This window comes from Vibrio antiquarius (assembly GCF_000024825.1).
In the GTDB taxonomy this organism is placed as follows: Bacteria; Pseudomonadota; Gammaproteobacteria; order Enterobacterales; family Vibrionaceae; genus Vibrio; species Vibrio diabolicus.
In genome coordinates, this window is the sequence record NC_013456.1 from 1,160,130 (window position 1) to 1,177,100 (window position 16,971).

The following is a 16,971-nucleotide window of genomic DNA, read 5'->3' on the forward strand; positions in this document are numbered from 1 at the left end:
GGGAGAGCAAGATGAAAAGCATAATGATAATGACCATTTGTTTCACATCATTCGGCTTGTTTGGCTGTGCGAATGACCCCGAGCTTGGTATCTCGGTTAGCCAGTTGCGCGCTGAACAAACTCTTAATCCAGAAGCGTGGTATGAGAATTTGGGTTATTTACCGGAAGGTAGTGGTGAGCGTACACAAGTTAGCTTAGAGGTATATAACAACAACGGGGTGGCCAAAGATGAGTAAGTGATATGTTCACTTAGGAGGGGCTATGCGAAGGAATATGCATATAGCACCAAGGCGAACCCAGAAAGGGATTACCTTAGTGTTGATAAGCTTGGTTTTGTTGATTCTGCTAGGCGTTGCGGCGTTTGGTATTGATTTAAACCACCAAGTTCTTAATAAAACACGTTTACAGAATGCGGTCGATACTGCGGCCCTTGCAGGTGCTGTCGTTGCCGATAAGACAGAGGATGTGAATCAGGCTGAAACCGCAGTGAGAACAACGCTTGGTGGAATATCAACCGAACCTGGAAATTCTGAGCTGACGTTTAGTGACAGTAATACAGCGGTGACATTCTCGCATGATATGCAGACGTTTGTAAGTGCAGCAAGTTTTACACCGCCATTGGGGGAGTACGATATTTATGTCCGCGTAGCGGTCACCGATATTAGCCTAACGCAGTATCTGAGTGGTTTGTTTGGGATTGATAAAGAGGTCTCTGCGAGTGCGGTTGCAGGGCGGAGTGCGGCTATTGCATATACGTGTAATTTAACGCCAATCGCCATGTGTGGTGATCCTGCTGGTGATGTGAGTGATGCATGGGGGTATCGTCCGCCGGGTTACGACCCTAATGTAGATATGGATCCTTCTCTAGTGCATGAGCTGAAAGTCGGGGATCAGAATAACACCGATATGGGGCCCGGGAACTTTCAGTTACTCGATTTTGGGCAAGGAACGGGTAATAGTGGTGCAGCCTTAGTTCGTGATGCATTGTCTGGTGCTTACAACGGTTGCGCCTCAATTGGCGATACCGTTACGACTAAACCAGGTAATAGTGCAGGTCCAGTTGCACAGGGACTGAATGTGAGGCTCAACGACTTTTCGGGACCGATTAAAAATGACGGAACGGTTTTACCAGACAAATACGTGAGAGAGCCCGATGTTTTGGCTGAGACCGATGCGGAGTACGCAGGCGACCTGTATTACGCCAACTATCGTCAGGAGCTAAGCTCTTGTGAAAGCGGTGGTGCTTGTGATGGCAGTAGTTATACCGGTGATGGTGGTCTGAACGGACGCCGGATTTTGCGTATCCCTATCGTAGATTGTACGGCTTCTACAGGTAAGTCTGATTTTGATGTTTTGGGCTTTGGTTGCTTCTTTTTACTACAAAAAGTCAGTAACTCAGGTCAATCATCAGTGTTTGGGCAATTTCTTTATGATTGTTTAATTAATAACGGTTCGACTGGCACGGATCCGACAGATAAAGGCTTCTACCGTATCCAGCTGTACAAAGATCCGTTTAGCGGGGCCTCTTGATATGTTGTATTCAAATAGAAAGCATCAAAGGCCAAATATTTGCAGTCAACAAGGGCTGGCAATCATAGAGTTTATTCTCGCCTTGCCAGTGCTATTGATGCTAACCGTTTTAGTGATCGATGTGAGCCGAGCTTTTATTCAGTATACCGAGGTCAATAAAGCGCTGCAGAATGGGGCAAGGTATGCCGTCGTTGATACGTACGGCACGTTGAACTTTGAGTCAATTGCTGACGAAACCAGTATCAAGAATGTCGTTGTGTATGGAAGCCCAATAGCCTCTACTACACCTGTGATAGACCATATCAGTGTGGATGATATTGTCATTACCCAACCAACGAGTACCAATAAGGTGGTCACTCTATCGGCGACTTACAATTACGTGCCGATATTCTCGACCTTACCTTTTTCGAGCACTTCTTTGCAATTTAGCATTGGGGCGACCACGTCTATGAGGACAGGCCCATGAAACGATTGATAACGAAACAAAAAGGAGTGACGCAGCTTGAGTTCTCGGTAATCGCTTTGGCCGTTATATTAGTCCTGTTTTTGATCATCGAGTTTGCGATCTATTTCTTTTCGGTGCAAATGGTCAATGAGGTAACACGAAGAGCTGCGAGGCTTGCTACCGTGTGCTATATCGCTGATAGGGATGACATTCCTAACTTACCAGCTGTATCAGATCTCTATCCATCAGGCTTTTCTGCGAGTAATTTACAGATAGATTATCTTGATGAAGCTGGTGCAAGTGTTGATGTATCAGGCTTTCTTTCTACCCCTCCAGCGTCTAATGACGTATTAAATGCGCAGTTTTCTCAAATTAAATATGTTCGAGCAAGAGCGGTAAATTATACTTTTCAGTTTTTTGTTTTAGCTGCTTTAATTAATGCAGTAGGGAGTACTCCAGCTTTTGAAACTATATTGCCTGCAGAGAGTTTAGGAATACTTAGACCCGAAGGGACCAATGTCATTACGGATTGCTAATGGAGTAGCTTTATGTTGAAACCAGTTAAAATAAATGAAGAAACATATAAAAGTTTAAAAACTAACTTGATTGTTTGGATAGTTTATTCTACGTCAAACTTTAAAATTCATATTGCTGATGAATTATCCGAATGTGTCAATCTAAATATTGATTGGATAGAGCTAGAGTCTTTTAATTTAGACTTTGTTAAAAATAAGCAAATTCCCGATCTTATTTATATTGAAACCGGTGAAAGTTGGGCGCAGAAAGTGGCTCATGTGTACTCTAGTGACAGTAGCTTACAGCATAATCACACCGCTTTGATTGTCTTTGGTGATGAAAACGATACGGCATCTCTCAAAATGGCATTGAGGCTTGGCGCAACAGACTATTTGTCGCGTTCTGTTGATCTTGGTGAGCTTTATCCGCTATTAAAATCGACCGCGGATGAAAAGATTGCCAATAAACAAATGGGCGATTTAACTTTATTTATCAATACAAAAGGTGGTTCGGGTGCAACAACACTGGCGATCAACACCGCGATAGAACTGTCAAGTTACGCGAAGAGTAAAGTATTGCTCATTGACTTAGATATGCAGTTTAGTGATGCGGCCGATTATTTAAACTGTAAGCCAAAATACAATATTAATGATGTGATTGATTCTGTTAATGATTTGGATGAGTTATCACTAGAAGGTCTCGTATATCAACATCCTTCAGGTTTGAATTATTTATGTTTTAACCAAAATGATACCAAGGATAATCATAAACACGCAGTTCAAGTCAGTAAGTTATTACCTATTCTGAGACAGTTTTACTCACATATTATTGTGGATTTGTCTCATGGTGTTGAGCATGTTTATCAACAAATTGTTTCTCCGGCTACGCATATCTTTTTAATTATGCAGCAGAATGTTACTTCGGTTAAGCATGCTGTCAGCTACATACGTTCTTTAGAATTAGACTATGGTTTAAGTAGTCATCAGGTTGAACTGATTGTTAATCGTTTTGAAAAGAAATCAACAATATCTTTGAAAGACATTGAAAATGCAGTTAGTGGACATGCGATACATTTAGTACCTAATAATTTTGCTATTGCTATCGAGAGCGCTAATTTGGGTAACCCAATTGTTCAATCTAAGAAAAATAGTGCGCTGAAAGCTTCTTTGGCTGAAATATCGCACTTATTAGAAAGTCCGACCAAAGAGAATCAAAGTTGGATCAAAAAACTATTTTCTTAGTAAGGGGGAGTTATGTTTTTCAAACGGAAAGGCGTCGGGAGTTCTTTCAATTCCGTAGATGAAACAAAAGAATCCAAAGTTGTGAATGTCGAGTTGGCAAAATCTGACGAAGATACGTCAGATGAGCAAAGGGCTTTATCGCCTGTTGAAGCCAAGATGAAAGCGATCGAGGAGCAGAAAAAACAGCTAGAACAAGATCTCTCGATCAAACACTACTATCACAAAAAGCTACTGGATACCTTGGATCTCGGGCTTCTATCGCACTTGCAAGAAGATCGCGCGAAAGAGGAGTTACGCGAAGCGGTCGTTCAGCTCATTGCTGAAGATCAAACACACCCGTTGAGCTCTGAAGCTCGCAATCGCGTGATACATCAAATTGAAGATGAAGTGTTTGGTCTAGGGCCGCTGGAACCGCTGCTTGAAGACCCAACGATTTCAGATATCTTGGTCAATGGTCCGAAAAATATCTTTGTCGAACGTTTTGGTAAGCTCGAGAAAACGCCACATACCTTCTTAGATGAGCGCCATCTGCGCAACATCATTGATCGCATTGTTAGCCAGGTTGGACGAAGAATCGATGAAGCATCACCAATGGTGGATGCTCGACTCAAAGACGGTTCGCGTTTCAATGCGATTATTCCTCCTCTTGCCATTGATGGCCCTTCCGTTTCTATTCGACGTTTTGCGGTTGAACGTTTGAATATGGATAACCTATTAGAGCTTGGTTCGTTATCTCCAGAGATGGCGAAGTTTCTCAATGCTGCGGTCGTGGGGGAAATGAATATCCTGATATCTGGTGGTACAGGCTCTGGTAAAACAACCACGCTGAATATTTTGTCGGGCTTCATTCCAAGTGATCAACGTATTGTGACCATTGAGGATTCGGCAGAGTTACAACTCCAACAACCACATATTATTCGCTTAGAAACACGTCCTTCTAACATCGAGGGTAAAGGCGAAATATCTCAGCGCGATTTAGTGAAAAACTCGCTACGTATGCGTCCTGACCGGATAGTTGTTGGTGAGGTTCGTGGCTCAGAAGCGGTGGATATGTTATCGGCAATGAACACGGGTCATGATGGGTCGCTGGCCACCATTCACGCGAACACACCAAGGGATGCGTTGAGCCGTATTGAGAATATGTTCTCGATGGCGGGTTGGAATGTGTCGACCAAAAACTTGAGAGCGCAGATTGCCTCCGCCATCAATATTGTCGTGCAAATGGATCGCCAAGAAGACGGTAAACGCCGCATGGTCAGCGTACAAGAAATCAATGGCATGGAAGGCGACGTTATCACCATGTCGGAGATCTTCACCTTCCAAAGAAGAGGGGTCGATCAAGAAGGTAATGTGTTAGGTGATTACATGGCAACAGGGATTGTACCAAGCTGTCATGACCAATTAGTAAAACGAGGCTTAGACGTACCATTTGAAATATTCAATGAAAAAGCCCGTTAGGAGATTGCTATGGATAGTCAATTCCCCCTTTTTCTTGTGCTGCTTTTTTTGTCCGTATTCTTTATTAGCCAGGCGTTAATTCTGCCTTCTGCGGGTAAAAAGGTTAAGCATAAGCAGTTAATTAAGCGGATACACGAAAGTCATAAACACATCGATCAAGAGAGTATTTCCCTACTAAGGGAAAACTCGCTCAAAAACCTTTCTCCATTAGAGCGATGGCTTGTGAGGTTCAGCCTATTCGATAACTTTAAGAAGAAGTTGGAATTGGCTGGGATACACATGGGGTTCAGTCGGTTTATTTTTCTCACCTTCCTCGGTGGGGTTGCGGTTGGGCTATTTCTGTTCTTATTCGGGCAAGTTTGGTACCTCTGTGCCGGTGTTGCTGTCGCTTGTTGGGTGTCGGTTTACTTCTACCTACAGAAAAGAATTGCAGATCGTTTAATGAAGTTCGAAGAGCAACTGCCAGAGGCGCTCGATATCATTAAACGAGTCCTACAGGCCGGTCAGCCAATTACACAAGCGTTTGGGGAAGTAGGCAGAGAGGTCAGTGCGCCGCTTGGCCCTGAGTTCATGAATACCTTTAACTTGCTCAACTATGGTTATGACCTCCGCTTGGCGATTATGCAAATGTCGGAAAGAACCCCTACGGTATCCATGCTTGCTTTCTCGAGTGCGGTGTTACTGCAAAAAGAAACGGGTGGTAACTTAGTCGAAAACATTGAAAAGCTCTCTCATATCCTACGTGCTCGTTTCAAACTCGCTCGAAAAATCAAAACCATTTCTGCGGAATCTCGAATGTCGGCATGGGTATTAGTATTAGCGCCTTTTGGGTTGTACGTCATCATTTCACTCGTTCGGCCTGAGTATATTGAGCTGCTTCATACGCACCCAATGGGGATCAAAATGGTGATTGGTGGGATGGTGGCCTTATTTATCGGCACGCTGTGGATTCGTAAAATCGTCAATATTGAGGTGTAGCTATGGAAAGCATTCAAGGATGGTTAAACGGTTTTGCTGTCGGCCAAGAGACGTTACTCATGGGGTTGATCCTCATCACCACCGTGTTAGTGGTGATGACGCTGGGCTCGGTAATTATCGGGGTTAACTCGCCAATTAAAAGAAAGTTAGCCGAACTGTCTGGTGATAAAAAAGAAGTCTCTCACCACAACAAAAAAATGGCTGACACATTGGAGTCGTTAGCGCCTTTAACTTCGCCAACCAGTGAAAAAGAGCGCCAAACGACACGCAATAAACTGATGCATGCTGGGTTTCATGAAAGCAATGCATTGTCGATGTTCTATGCCATTAAATCGGTCACAACAATACTAGGTGTGATGGTGGCGGCACTGGTGTATTTCTCGATTCCGGAATCTAAATATCTGTACACCTACATGGCGTTATCCGTATTTATTGGGCTTCTGATTCCTGATTTTATTTTGCGCCGAATGGTCAACAAGCGTCAGCAAGCGATTCGTGCAGGTGTGCCTGACATGCTCGATTTGCTGGTGGTTTGTACCGAGTCAGGGCTTGGCTTTAATGCGGCTTTGCGTCGCGTTGCAGATGAGTTGGTTATCTCGCACCCAGAGCTTGCCGATGAAATAGACACGGTGTGCAATAAAATTAAAGCGGGTAAACCAATGCCTGAAGCCTTAAGAGAGCTAGTATTAAGGACAGGGTTAGAAGAATTGATGGGGCTGGTGAGCATGCTTAGTCACGCCTCTCGAATAGGTGGGAGCTTAGTCAACTCCTTGCGTGAGTATACCGAAGACTATAGGGATAAGCGTCAACAAGCAGCAGAAGAAATTGCTGCAAAAATCCCAGTCAAAATGATGTTTCCAATGGTGCTGTTTATTTGGCCATGTTTTTTCATCGTGGCTATTGGACCTGCGTTAATTTCATTGGCTGAGGCATTTTCTAATTAAAAAGCAAAATAGGGATCGTTATGTGGATTAAGAAATACGTCATCATCTCGTTGTTGGTGCTTACCGCATGTTCAACAACTGAACAGTCATCAGACTTCGATTCAACGCTGTACTCAGGTAAGCCCGTTGAGTCACTCACCAATGATGAACCTCCAAAAACAGAGGAAGAGGCAATCTCTCGAGGGGATATTGCATTAAGCAATAAAAATGTCGACTTAGCGTTGTATGAATACATTCGCTCGCTCTCTTTCCCGAATGCGGTCCATAAAGACAAAACGTTATACACCGTGGGGCGTATCCATTTGGCAAGAGAGAATTCAGAACTTGCGGATAAATCATTTCGAGCATCTTTAGCAGAGAACCCTGATCACATTGGTTCCCTCACAGAACTTGGCACTCTGTATACGAAACGTGGCGAAAAGGACGTCGGGAAGAGTTACTACATCCGCGCTTTGAATGCTGATCAAATTCGTATGGATGGCGATCCGATTATCACCAAAGACAACATTACAGCTGAGAGCGTTGCAACGTATCGCTATGATGATAAATCACCGGTTTCTGCTTACTCTGGTCTAGGTGTACTTTACGACATTCGTGGCGACCACGATATTGCGCAGGCATTAATTCGAAAAGCGTTGGATATTGATTCAAGAAACGTCAATGCTTTAGTCAGCCTAGGCTATTCCTACTACATGGAAAAAGCTTATTCAAAAGCGGCGCACTTTACTCAAGCTGCGCTGAGCATTAAGCCGGGGGATGAAAAGGGAATCAATAACTTGGGTCTCATTGCACTGGCAAAAGATCAACCACGACAAGCTCTGAGTATTTTTAGTCGACACATGACAGAGCCGGAAGCACTCAATAATGTTGGTTACTTCTTGATCCTTCAAGGCAAACCAGGCGAGGCGATTCCTTATCTACAACAGGCTATTGATAAGAATCCTGCCTACTATGAACTGGCAAATAAAAACTTAGAGCGAGCATTAGCAATGGTCAGAGAGCGAGGGGATACCTCTACCGCGCTTCTCCAATAGCTTCACAGCCTCTTTAAAAAGAAAGCCACTCAGCAAGATGGAGTGGCTTTTTCATTTTTAGGGACTTTTTCATTTTTGGGGACTTTTTCATTTATGGAGAGTAGTCCGTTGCAAAGGTGTTTGTTCAATTAGCCGTTCATTCGCTTCTTTCAGGGTAAGAAACATAGCGCCGCAAAGCCCAACCAACTATCTTCCATAACATCACCGTCAAGAGTGTTGCGAGGTAGCCATCAATCGCATAATGCCACGCTAAATGTACCGAACCGATTTGAATGATGACGGCGAAAGCGTAAGCAAAGTAGCCGATGGTTTTGTTGAGTCTATAAATTGATAGCGCCATCAAAACAGCAATGGAAACGTGCAAACTCGGCATTGCCGAAATGCCAGAGCCAATACCATTGGCATTCGCGATGTACTCATCCCAAAGATATTGCTGTGTAGGCAATGCCCACAATTGCCCAGCGTCCACATTGGTAAGATATTGGCTTTGGGCTTCGAGCGTTTTCATCAGAGGAACAAACTGTTCATCTCCAGTGATAAGCTCCACGTAGCAAGGACCTGCTGAAGAGAGTAACGTGGCGAAGAAGACACCAAGAATCATCCAAGACAATGCGAACGTGAGTAAAAATTGTTGCCTTACCAACGGGTATTTTTTGTAGATAAGGAAAAAGATGAGTATACCCCACATACAAAAAAACCATGCGTTGTAGGCTACGTTTAGCACCAGTGAGGCCCAAGCATTGGAGAACAATGCATGGGTCAATTCCCAAGGTGCAACGCCGAAGTGCAACAGCGTATCAATATTCGCAAAGGTTAGATCCCATTTAAAAGGATTGATGATTGGAATAAGCGATTTCAAAAACGTGTGGTTAGAGAAAATCAGGTTAAGTGCCATCATCGAAACAAACACTGATACAGGGCGGTGCAGTGGAAAAATAAGATGCTTCAGTTTTCGTATGAAGCGCTTTGCTGGCTGTTTTTCTTTGCGCAGTATGAGATAGAAATAATAGTAGATACACCAGCTTAAACCTGTGACATACAAAGCTTGTATGAGCGTTTCAAGGTAAGTGGTAAAAGAGTAATCAATAGGGAAATCGAGATATAAAGAACAAAGATAAATGACAGCAGTCGAGATAAAGCAATAGGTGTAGAAAATCTTATCGATCAATAACTCGTTCTTCATAGACTGGAGCCAAGTCGCTGCTTTTTGCTGCCAACTTACGTTGATCTGGTAATTGTTGTCTTGTTCCATCGACGATCCATCATCTCTATCCTTCCAATGTCATTAAGCTTAGTTGAGAAAACGGGCACTTGTATTTAAGTGCCCGCTAAGAGTTTGTCGTTTAAGATTTTTACATCATGCCCGTGACAAGGCCTGCCGCCACAAAAAACACGATCATCCACAGCACCGAAAGGTTGAGCTTTTTGTGTATATAAAAACCTGCAATCACTAACGCCATGTCGATGGGAGCAACAACTGCGCTGCTAAATACTGGCTGGTAAAGTGCCGCGAGTAACAATCCTACTACCGAGGCGTTTACACCGTTGATGGCACCAGAGACCAACGGTTTGCCTGCCAGTGCTTGCCAGTTCTTAAGAACGCCAAGCAGTAAAAGAAACCCTGGGAGGAATACGCCAAGCGTTGCGATCAGAGCGCCTAAAATTGGCGTATCCGAAAGCTCATAACCGATAAAAGTCGCAAAGGTGAACATTGGCCCCGGTACAGCTTGTGCAGCGGCGTAGCCTGTTAAAAATGCATCTTGGCTGAGCTGGTCGCCAACAATGTTTTGTAGAAGCGGCAGCACCACATGACCGCCACCAAACACTAAACTACCAGCTTGGAAAAAATCACTAAACAGTCCAAGCAAAGGTAACGTATGAGCCACTAACGGTAAGCCGAGCAAAAGCACCGTAAATAGAGCCAATGGTGCGATAGACGGTTTAAACGGCTCGGCTGATGGCGCGGAGTCTTTCTTCAGATATCGCATGCCGACAAAACCTGCTGCGAGCAACACGAGCATTTGCGTCATGATGCTTGGTGCCACCAGCAACGCAATCGCAGTCGCGACGCACAAACCCGCGGTCAGTTTGCCTTGGCAGAAGTTTTTGTACATGCCCCAAGCCGCATCCGCCACGACGACGACAGCGAGCAGTTTTAGGCCGTGAACGATGTTTTGGAACACTGCGGTGTCGGTGATTTGGCTGCTCACCATCGCCAGCGACAACATGATGATCACCGAAGGAAGCGTGAATCCGACAAATGCTGCGCATGCGCCACCTAAACCGCCGCGTTTATAACCCAATGCAAAGCCGACTTGGCTTGAGCCGGGTCCCGGCAAAAACTGACTGAGCGCGACAATTTGCGCGTACTCGCTGTCATCAAGCCATTTCAGTTTCTCAACAAAGGTTTGGCGAAAATAACCGATATGAGCCGCAGGGCCGCCGAAGCTGAACCAACCCAGCCAGAAAAAAGTTTTGAAGATGGTGAACATGTCGAGCCTGTTTATCTAAAAAGCATTGTTGCTAATTTATCGGATGCTCTAAAATGACTCAAATTGATAAATTTAATTTCATTTATGAATGAAATGGGATAAGGGTGCTGAGGTGAAAGAGGACATTCAATGGCGCAACATTGACTTGAACTTATTGGTGACGTTTTCCTACTTGTATCGCTATCGAAGCGTTAGCGTTGCGGCAGAGAAAAGTTACGTTAGCCAGTCGGCGATGAGTCATAGTTTGTCTCGTTTAAGGTTGTTGTTTGACGACCCGCTTTTTGAGCGAAAAGGGCACAAGATGGAGCCCACCGAGCACGCTCACCACATCGCGCCAACCGTGCATCATTTGCTGGACTCTATCGCCAAAGACTTGCTCACTAAGTCTGCCTTCCAACCTGAAAATTACGCGGGTATATGTCGCATTGGGTTAACGGATTATGCCGAGTTTATTTTTGCTCCTCGGCTTTATGACGAAATACGCCAGCGCGCACCAGAGGCCCAGATCAGTTTTATTAACGTCAATCGCAGCAACTACGTGGCATTAACTGAGCACGAAAAGCTCGATGTCATTATTGGCAGCATGCCAGTGTTGGATGACAACTTTGAGAGCTTGTACTTGTACACGGAAAAGCACGTGTGCATGTGTGATAAACAGGTATTGAAAGGGGAAACACAGCTGTCTCTGGAAGCGTTCGCTAACATAGAGCAAGCTCTGGTAAGTCCCGATGGGAGCTTGAAGACACAAGTAGACCAAAAGCTCGCAGAACATGGCTTAAGCCGTAAAGTCACCGTGGCGTCGCGCAACTTTCTCACCATTCGGCATTTATTGAAAAAGCGCGATCTCATTGCCATCGTGCCAGAAAAAATGGCGTTGGCGGAGGGCTTTTCGGACGATCTCATTACTGTTAATCCGCCGATCGCCGTTGCGGATTTTGATATTGCCATGCTGTGGCATTCCAGCCGAAACAATGAAGACAAAGGCATTTGGCTACGCGAATTAGTTTCTTCGACCATTACCTCTCACATATAAAAAGGGCACCAAAGGGTGCCCAGAATGTTTGTCATTGAGAGTCTGTGTTATACCGCTTGCGAAGCTGGCGCGGCTTCTTTTATACGCTCTTCCTGATTCAATGATTTTTCGTATTGGCTGTACTTCCACCAAGCAAAGCCAAGGAAAATCACGATACCGCCAACGTTGTAGAAAATGATGGTCATGATGTCGGCCCCCGTAGGGAAGGTCGATGCTAAGAAACCAACAGTAAAGATAGCGATCAGTACCGATACGGTAGCGATGCCCATTTTGCGTGAGCCCATTTTGAAATCACGCTCGACGTGATCCAGTTTCAAGCGCAGATTCAGGTAAGCCAGCATGATGAACAGCGGTGGCAGCATGGATGCCGCCGCGGTCATGTTGATCACGGTGTTCATCAGATCTTGAGCGGTGTTAGAACCTAATGTTGGGATGATCATCAATGGGATAACGATAAGGAACTGATACCAAGCTGCGCGAGCTGGCACGCCGTTTTCGTTCAGCTCTACGGTTTTCTTACCAAAAATGCCTTCTGGAATCTCAGAGAAGAAGATTTTCACTGGCGTTGCTGTCCACATCAGTAGAGAGCCAAACATAGCGGTAAAGGATACCAAGCCTACGAAGCGGTTCATCAATACTTCTGGCAAACCAAAGTACGCAGCCAAACCTTCAAATACTTGAACCGAGCCTCCCGTGTATTTTAGGGTTTCGCTAGGAACAAATACGTTAATCAAAACAGACGCAACTGAGTAAAGCACGCCGATAAAGATACCTGCGATGATGATGACTTTAACGAACGATTTCGAGCCGCCTTTCACATCGTTTACGTAAACCGCGACCGATTCCGCACCGCCTGCCGCCATAAAGATCCATGTAGTAATGCCTAAAAATGCCCAGCTGAAATCAGGGATCATCGCTTCTACAGTAATTGGGTCAGCTGGTTCTACGCCGCCGATCAACGCTGCGCCAGCCAGTAAAATGTACGACATTGTCAGTAGCAGCATGAGGGAGGAGGTCACCGACGTAATTGGCCCCAACATTTTCGCGCCGTTCGTCGATACGTAGGTCGCAAACGCAAACAAAATCATACTGAGTACGGTAGTGGTGAATGGCGTCAGAATGTATTCATAGCCCAAGAACGCGTAAGACGCATAAGCGATAACACGCGGCAGCAAGGACGTGAAGAAGAATAGGTTAACGAACCAATAAGTGTAGGCAGAGATAAACGCCCAGCGACCGCCGAGTGAGCTTTTTACCCATGCGTAGACACCCGCTTCAGAATCTTTATTCAGAGATACGAATTCTGCGATGATCAAACAGAAAGGGATGAAATAAAAAATGGTCGCCAGAAAGAACATTGGCGCAGACGCTAGACCGATCTCGATGTTGTTATTGATTACGTTATTAAAGCTAAATACTGCAGCAAAGGTGAGGGACAACAACCCGAATTTGCCTATCGTATTACGTTTGGATTCAGACATGTTCTATCTCCGGTGAATCACGTTGGAATTGTAGGGAGGAAGGGCTTGTAATGCTGTGACCACAGCCCTTCTCTTGTTTTATTTATTTAGGAAGTAGCCATCTTCGATGGTCACTTTGAGCACCACTTTTCTTACGCGGTTGTCTCCGTGGAAGCGGTACGCTTCACTGTTTTCAAAAATCGCCACTTGGCCTTCGCAAAGCTCACGTGTTTCACCCTGACCAGAAAAAAATTCGCGGTCAGTTTCATCACGATAAGCTTGTTCTAGGGTTAACGTGGTTTTATCCGCGAACTCAACGGTTTCTCGGCCTTCGAGGTAGTAATGCACATCGAAGTAACGACGGTTACCGATGAACGTTTCGGTTTGTTTCGCGATGCCATCTTCAACCATGTAAACCAGTGAATCGCCAATCGAGTGCATCACGCCATCTTTGATGTTGCCGATGTTGCCAATGGCTTCCACACAGCGGTTCCATTTACGACCGTTGCGATATACCTGTTTGAATTGCTCTAAGCTGTCTAACACGATCATGGGTTACGCCTCGTTGACTGATTGAGTATTGGTTTGAGTGAAAAACGCGTTGTCGAAATCATGGTTTGCCATCACTTGTGCGTTGCAATCGCCTGCTTGCAGTGGCATCAGCGTCAAACCGTAACGGAACTCGTCCATGTACACGCGGTAAGAGTCGAACACTTCGCTGCCCCATGAGTTCGAGCCCAATCCCATCACTTGATGGTCAAGGTTAAGGGTGATGTAGCCACTCTTTTCTAGCTCGATCGTATGTTGCGCTTCATGCAGATTTTGGTTGGTGTAGAACCACGCGCTGAAGTTGATTTCTTGCTGAGGTTTCACCAATAACCCTGTGCCATGACGGTTGGTGAGTGAGGCCCAGCGCACGTGTTGGCGGTTGCCGTTGTTTTGCGGGAGCGGGTAGTTCTCGAACATGTCCGCCACATTGGTGTGGTAAACATCAATGAGGTTAGCTTGGCGGCTGTCTTGATAGTTCTCTTCAGGGCCGCGACCGTAGTAACTCACTTGATCAAAGCTGCCGTTGATGCCCAAATCCAAGCCGATGACCGGAATCACGTGAGGATAGTCGCCGTAGCGCTCGCCACTCAGTTCCACGTTCAAATGGCCTTGAGCATTGATTTGATAGCGATAGGTACAACGCATGCCAAAATCAAAGACCGGCGGCGCAATGATGCTGGTGGTCGTAATCAAGACGGAATCATAAGTTGCTTCCACAGCAAGTGTGCGGAAGTGCTCCTGTATGATTTGCAGATGCGCTGGGTGCCACAAACCTTCATACTCTTGTTTGTGGTTATCAATCATCGGTTTGAAGAAGTTCAGTCTCGGCTCTGATTGAATGATCTCTTCGCCATTTACGCGCCAAGAAGTCAGCTTGCCGTTTACTTTCGAGAAAGTAAGCGCGAAGTTATGACCTGTGATCACGTGCTCTAGGCGGCTTTCTTCAAGCACCAAGGGTTGAATATTGTGGTTGACCAGCGCAGGCAACGTCGCGGTGTTTTCTTTCAGTTGGAACTGATACACCGCAATTTCATGGTTGGCTTCGCTGTAAAGCGTGCGACTGTCTTTGCGTACGGTGAAGTTAACAAAGGCTTCGCGTTCATCCAATTCTGGCAAGTCGATGGTCACTTCACGTTCGCTGTTGGCGACCAAAGCTTTGACTTTGAATTGCACGCTATGCAGGGTTTCACCTTCGGCACGCACGTCAGCAGTAATGGTGTAATCATCGAGGTTGGTGAACCACAATTTGTTCTCAACGATGAAGCGGTCATGGCAACCTTCAACGGCGCGGATTTTCACCGGTGCAATGACTTGTTTGTACTCTTTCAGGCCTGGGCCCGGGGTTTGATCTGGGTAAATCAGACCATCCATACAGAAGTTGTAGTTGTTTGGGTAGTCACCGTAATCGCCGCCGTATTTGTAGAACTCTTGGCCGTGTTCATCACGCGCTAGAATGCCGTGATCACACCATTCCCAAACGTAGTGACCTTGAATGTGGTCGTGCGCATAGAACACATTTTGATATTCGGTTAAACCACCTGGTCCATTGCCCATCGCGTGTGCGTATTCGCAGATAATGCGTGGCTTCTCGTGTGGGTGCTCGCCAAAGTAATTCATCAGTTGAGCGCGTGAGTACATCGTCGAAATCACATCGACGACTTCAGCGTCGCGGTCTTCTTCGTAGTGAACTAAACGGGTGTTATCAATTGCTTTGGTCGCGGTATACATCGCTCGGATGTTACAGCCATAACCCGATTCGTTACCGAGTGACCACATGATGATCGATGGGTGGTTTTTCTGTGCGTGCACATGGCGCACTGCGCGATCAACAAACACCGCTTCCCATGCTGGATCATTGGTGATACGGCTCAGGTCGCCAACGTTGGCAAAGCCGTGGGTTTCCACATCGGTTTCTGCCATCACAAACAGGCCGTAAATATCACACAACTCGTAGAAGCGTGGGTCGTTCGGGTAGTGTGCGGTGCGAACTGAGTTGATGTTGTGTTGCTTCATCAAAATCAGATCTTTTTCCACTCGGTCCATGCCCACTGCGCGACCTTTTAGGTGGTCGTTGTCATGACGGTTGACACCATGCAGCATCACGTATTGATTGTTGATGTAAAACAGGCCATCACGCACCTTGATATCACGGAAACCCACGCGTTGTGGGATCACTTCCACTACGTTGCCTTGGTGATCTTTTAAGGTAATGAACAAGTGGTAAAGGTAAGGATTTTCAGCCGTCCAATGCGTTGGGCTCACCATATCAATCGCAAAGCTTGTTGAGTGGTGGTTTTGGATAGTCAGTGAATCGCATTGACCACTGGCTACGACAGTGCCTTTGTCATGCAGCGCGTATTCCAGCGTATAGCCAGACGCGATAGCGGTGGAAAGGTTTTCCAATTCGATTTGAGCACTGAGCGTCGCACTTTGGTAATCGTCGGCGAAATCGGTGCGAATTGTTAGGTCTTGGACGTGAATGTTCTCTTTTCCGATTAGGTAAACATCACGGAATATCCCCGCCGTCCACCACATGTCTTGGTCTTCAATGTAAGTGGAATCGGCCCACTGCATCACGCGTACAGAGAGTAAGTTTTCGCCTTGTTGGACGAACTTGGAAATGTCGAATTCCGCTGTGAGTCGGCTGCCTTTACTAAAGCCGACGTACTCGCCGTTTATGTACACTTCAAAGTAGGTTTCCACGCCGTCGAACTTGATGATGGTTTGTTGGTTACCCCACTGTGGACCAAGTGTAAATGTGCGTTGATAAGCGCCCGTTGGGTTGTCGGTTGGTACAAACGGGACGTCGATCGGGAATGGGAAGCCCTCATCGGTGTATTGCAGATCGCCGTGGCCTTCCATTTGCCACATGTTTGGGACGGTAATGTGTCCCCAGCCGTTCATTGTTTGTGAGTAAAACTCATCAGGTACCAACATTGGGTTGGTGAAATAACGGAATGTCCATTGGCCGCTGAGCAACATAAAGCGGCGACTCAGTTCACGTTGAAAGGTTTGTGCGCTCTGAACAGAGTCGTAGGAGAAAAAGTACGCACGCGGTGCCATACGATTCTCGTGTAAGTGTTGGAAGTTTTCCCAATTGTTCACGTTTTGATCTCCCCTCGGCTTGGTGCGCTTATGTTGGAGTGCGGATTGGTTTCATCGCGGCTCAACATCAGTGCAAAAACAACGGCCGATGTATTGTGAAAAATGCTTATGAATAATCTGAGAAAGATATTAGTAAAAGTTTTACTAAAATAAATCAGTGAAAACGTTTTACTTTAACTTGGTCAC

Annotated in this window: 15 protein-coding genes; 10 read left to right on the top strand and 5 right to left on the bottom strand. The window is 45.7% G+C overall.

Annotation, left to right across the window (positions count from 1 at the left end):
- Positions 1-11: 11 nt before the first annotated feature.
- From VEA_RS05530 to VEA_RS05570, 9 genes are read left to right on the top strand one after another with little or no spacing between them, the layout of a single operon-like run.
- Positions 12-236 carry a hypothetical protein gene (locus tag VEA_RS05530; protein WP_012841463.1) on the top strand — a complete coding sequence of 75 codons (225 nt, stop codon included), beginning with the start codon at positions 12-14 and terminating at the stop codon, positions 234-236.
- 25 nt (positions 237-261) lie between these two features.
- Entirely contained in the window at positions 262-1,530 is a 1,269-nt protein-coding gene (locus VEA_RS05535; protein ID WP_006742391.1) for a pilus assembly protein TadG-related protein, read from the top strand.
- A gap of 1 nt (position 1,531) precedes the next feature.
- Positions 1,532-1,996 (top strand): TadE/TadG family type IV pilus assembly protein, encoded by a 465-nt coding sequence (locus VEA_RS05540; RefSeq protein ID WP_012841464.1) that lies wholly within the window; start codon positions 1,532-1,534, stop codon positions 1,994-1,996.
- The gene (locus VEA_RS05545; RefSeq protein WP_041852895.1) at positions 1,993-2,511 is read left to right on the top strand and encodes a TadE/TadG family type IV pilus assembly protein; all 519 of its coding nucleotides are present in this window, start codon (positions 1,993-1,995) and stop codon (positions 2,509-2,511) included. Before VEA_RS05540 ends, VEA_RS05545 begins: the two co-directional genes overlap by 4 nt.
- 12 nt (positions 2,512-2,523) lie before the next feature.
- A complete protein-coding gene (locus tag VEA_RS05550) occupies positions 2,524-3,732 on the top strand; it encodes an AAA family ATPase (RefSeq protein ID WP_006742392.1) in 1,209 nt (402 codons plus the stop codon).
- Positions 3,733-3,744: 12 nt separating this feature from the next.
- A complete protein-coding gene (locus VEA_RS05555) occupies positions 3,745-5,190 on the top strand; it encodes a TadA family conjugal transfer-associated ATPase (RefSeq protein ID WP_006742393.1) in 1,446 nt (481 codons plus the stop codon).
- A gap of 9 nt (positions 5,191-5,199) precedes the next feature.
- Entirely contained in the window at positions 5,200-6,168 is a 969-nt protein-coding gene (locus tag VEA_RS05560) for a type II secretion system F family protein (protein ID WP_006742394.1), read from the top strand.
- Between the two features lie 2 nt (positions 6,169-6,170).
- Positions 6,171-7,112, top strand: a complete 942-nt coding sequence (locus VEA_RS05565) for a type II secretion system F family protein (protein ID WP_006742395.1) — start codon at positions 6,171-6,173, stop codon at positions 7,110-7,112.
- A 20-nt stretch (positions 7,113-7,132) separates the two neighbouring features.
- Complete coding sequence (locus VEA_RS05570) at positions 7,133-8,146, top strand: tetratricopeptide repeat protein (RefSeq protein WP_006742396.1); 1,014 nt, start codon at positions 7,133-7,135, stop codon at positions 8,144-8,146.
- 136 nt (positions 8,147-8,282) lie between these two features.
- Here the strand turns inward: VEA_RS05570 and VEA_RS05575 are convergent, their stop codons facing one another.
- Together VEA_RS05575 and chrA are read right to left on the bottom strand one after the other, a co-directional pair.
- Positions 8,283-9,398, bottom strand: a complete 1,116-nt coding sequence (locus tag VEA_RS05575; RefSeq protein ID WP_006742397.1) for a phosphatase PAP2 family protein — start codon at positions 9,396-9,398, stop codon at positions 8,283-8,285.
- Positions 9,399-9,498: 100 nt separating this feature from the next.
- A complete protein-coding gene (gene chrA, locus VEA_RS05580) occupies positions 9,499-10,638 on the bottom strand; it encodes a chromate efflux transporter (protein ID WP_006742398.1) in 1,140 nt (379 codons plus the stop codon).
- A gap of 112 nt (positions 10,639-10,750) precedes the next feature.
- Here chrA and VEA_RS05585 point away from each other — a divergent pair, with 112 nt between their 5' ends.
- Positions 10,751-11,671, top strand: coding sequence for a LysR family transcriptional regulator (locus VEA_RS05585; protein WP_012841466.1), 921 nt, complete (start codon positions 10,751-10,753; stop codon positions 11,669-11,671).
- A gap of 47 nt (positions 11,672-11,718) precedes the next feature.
- On the opposite strand, the gene VEA_RS05590 is transcribed toward VEA_RS05585, so the two are convergent.
- The 3 genes from VEA_RS05590 to ebgA all read right to left on the bottom strand — a co-directional run bounded on the left by VEA_RS05590 (position 11,719) and on the right by ebgA (position 16,785).
- A complete protein-coding gene (locus VEA_RS05590; protein ID WP_006742400.1) occupies positions 11,719-13,152 on the bottom strand; it encodes an amino acid permease in 1,434 nt (477 codons plus the stop codon).
- Between the two features lie 78 nt (positions 13,153-13,230).
- Positions 13,231-13,683, bottom strand: coding sequence for a beta-galactosidase subunit beta (locus VEA_RS05595; protein WP_012841467.1), 453 nt, complete (start codon positions 13,681-13,683; stop codon positions 13,231-13,233).
- Between the two features lie 3 nt (positions 13,684-13,686).
- Positions 13,687-16,785: a beta-galactosidase subunit alpha gene (ebgA, locus tag VEA_RS05600; protein WP_006742401.1), complete on the bottom strand. Its 3,099-nt coding sequence runs from the start codon at positions 16,783-16,785 to the stop codon at positions 13,687-13,689.
- Between the last annotated feature and the right edge of the window lie 186 nt (positions 16,786-16,971).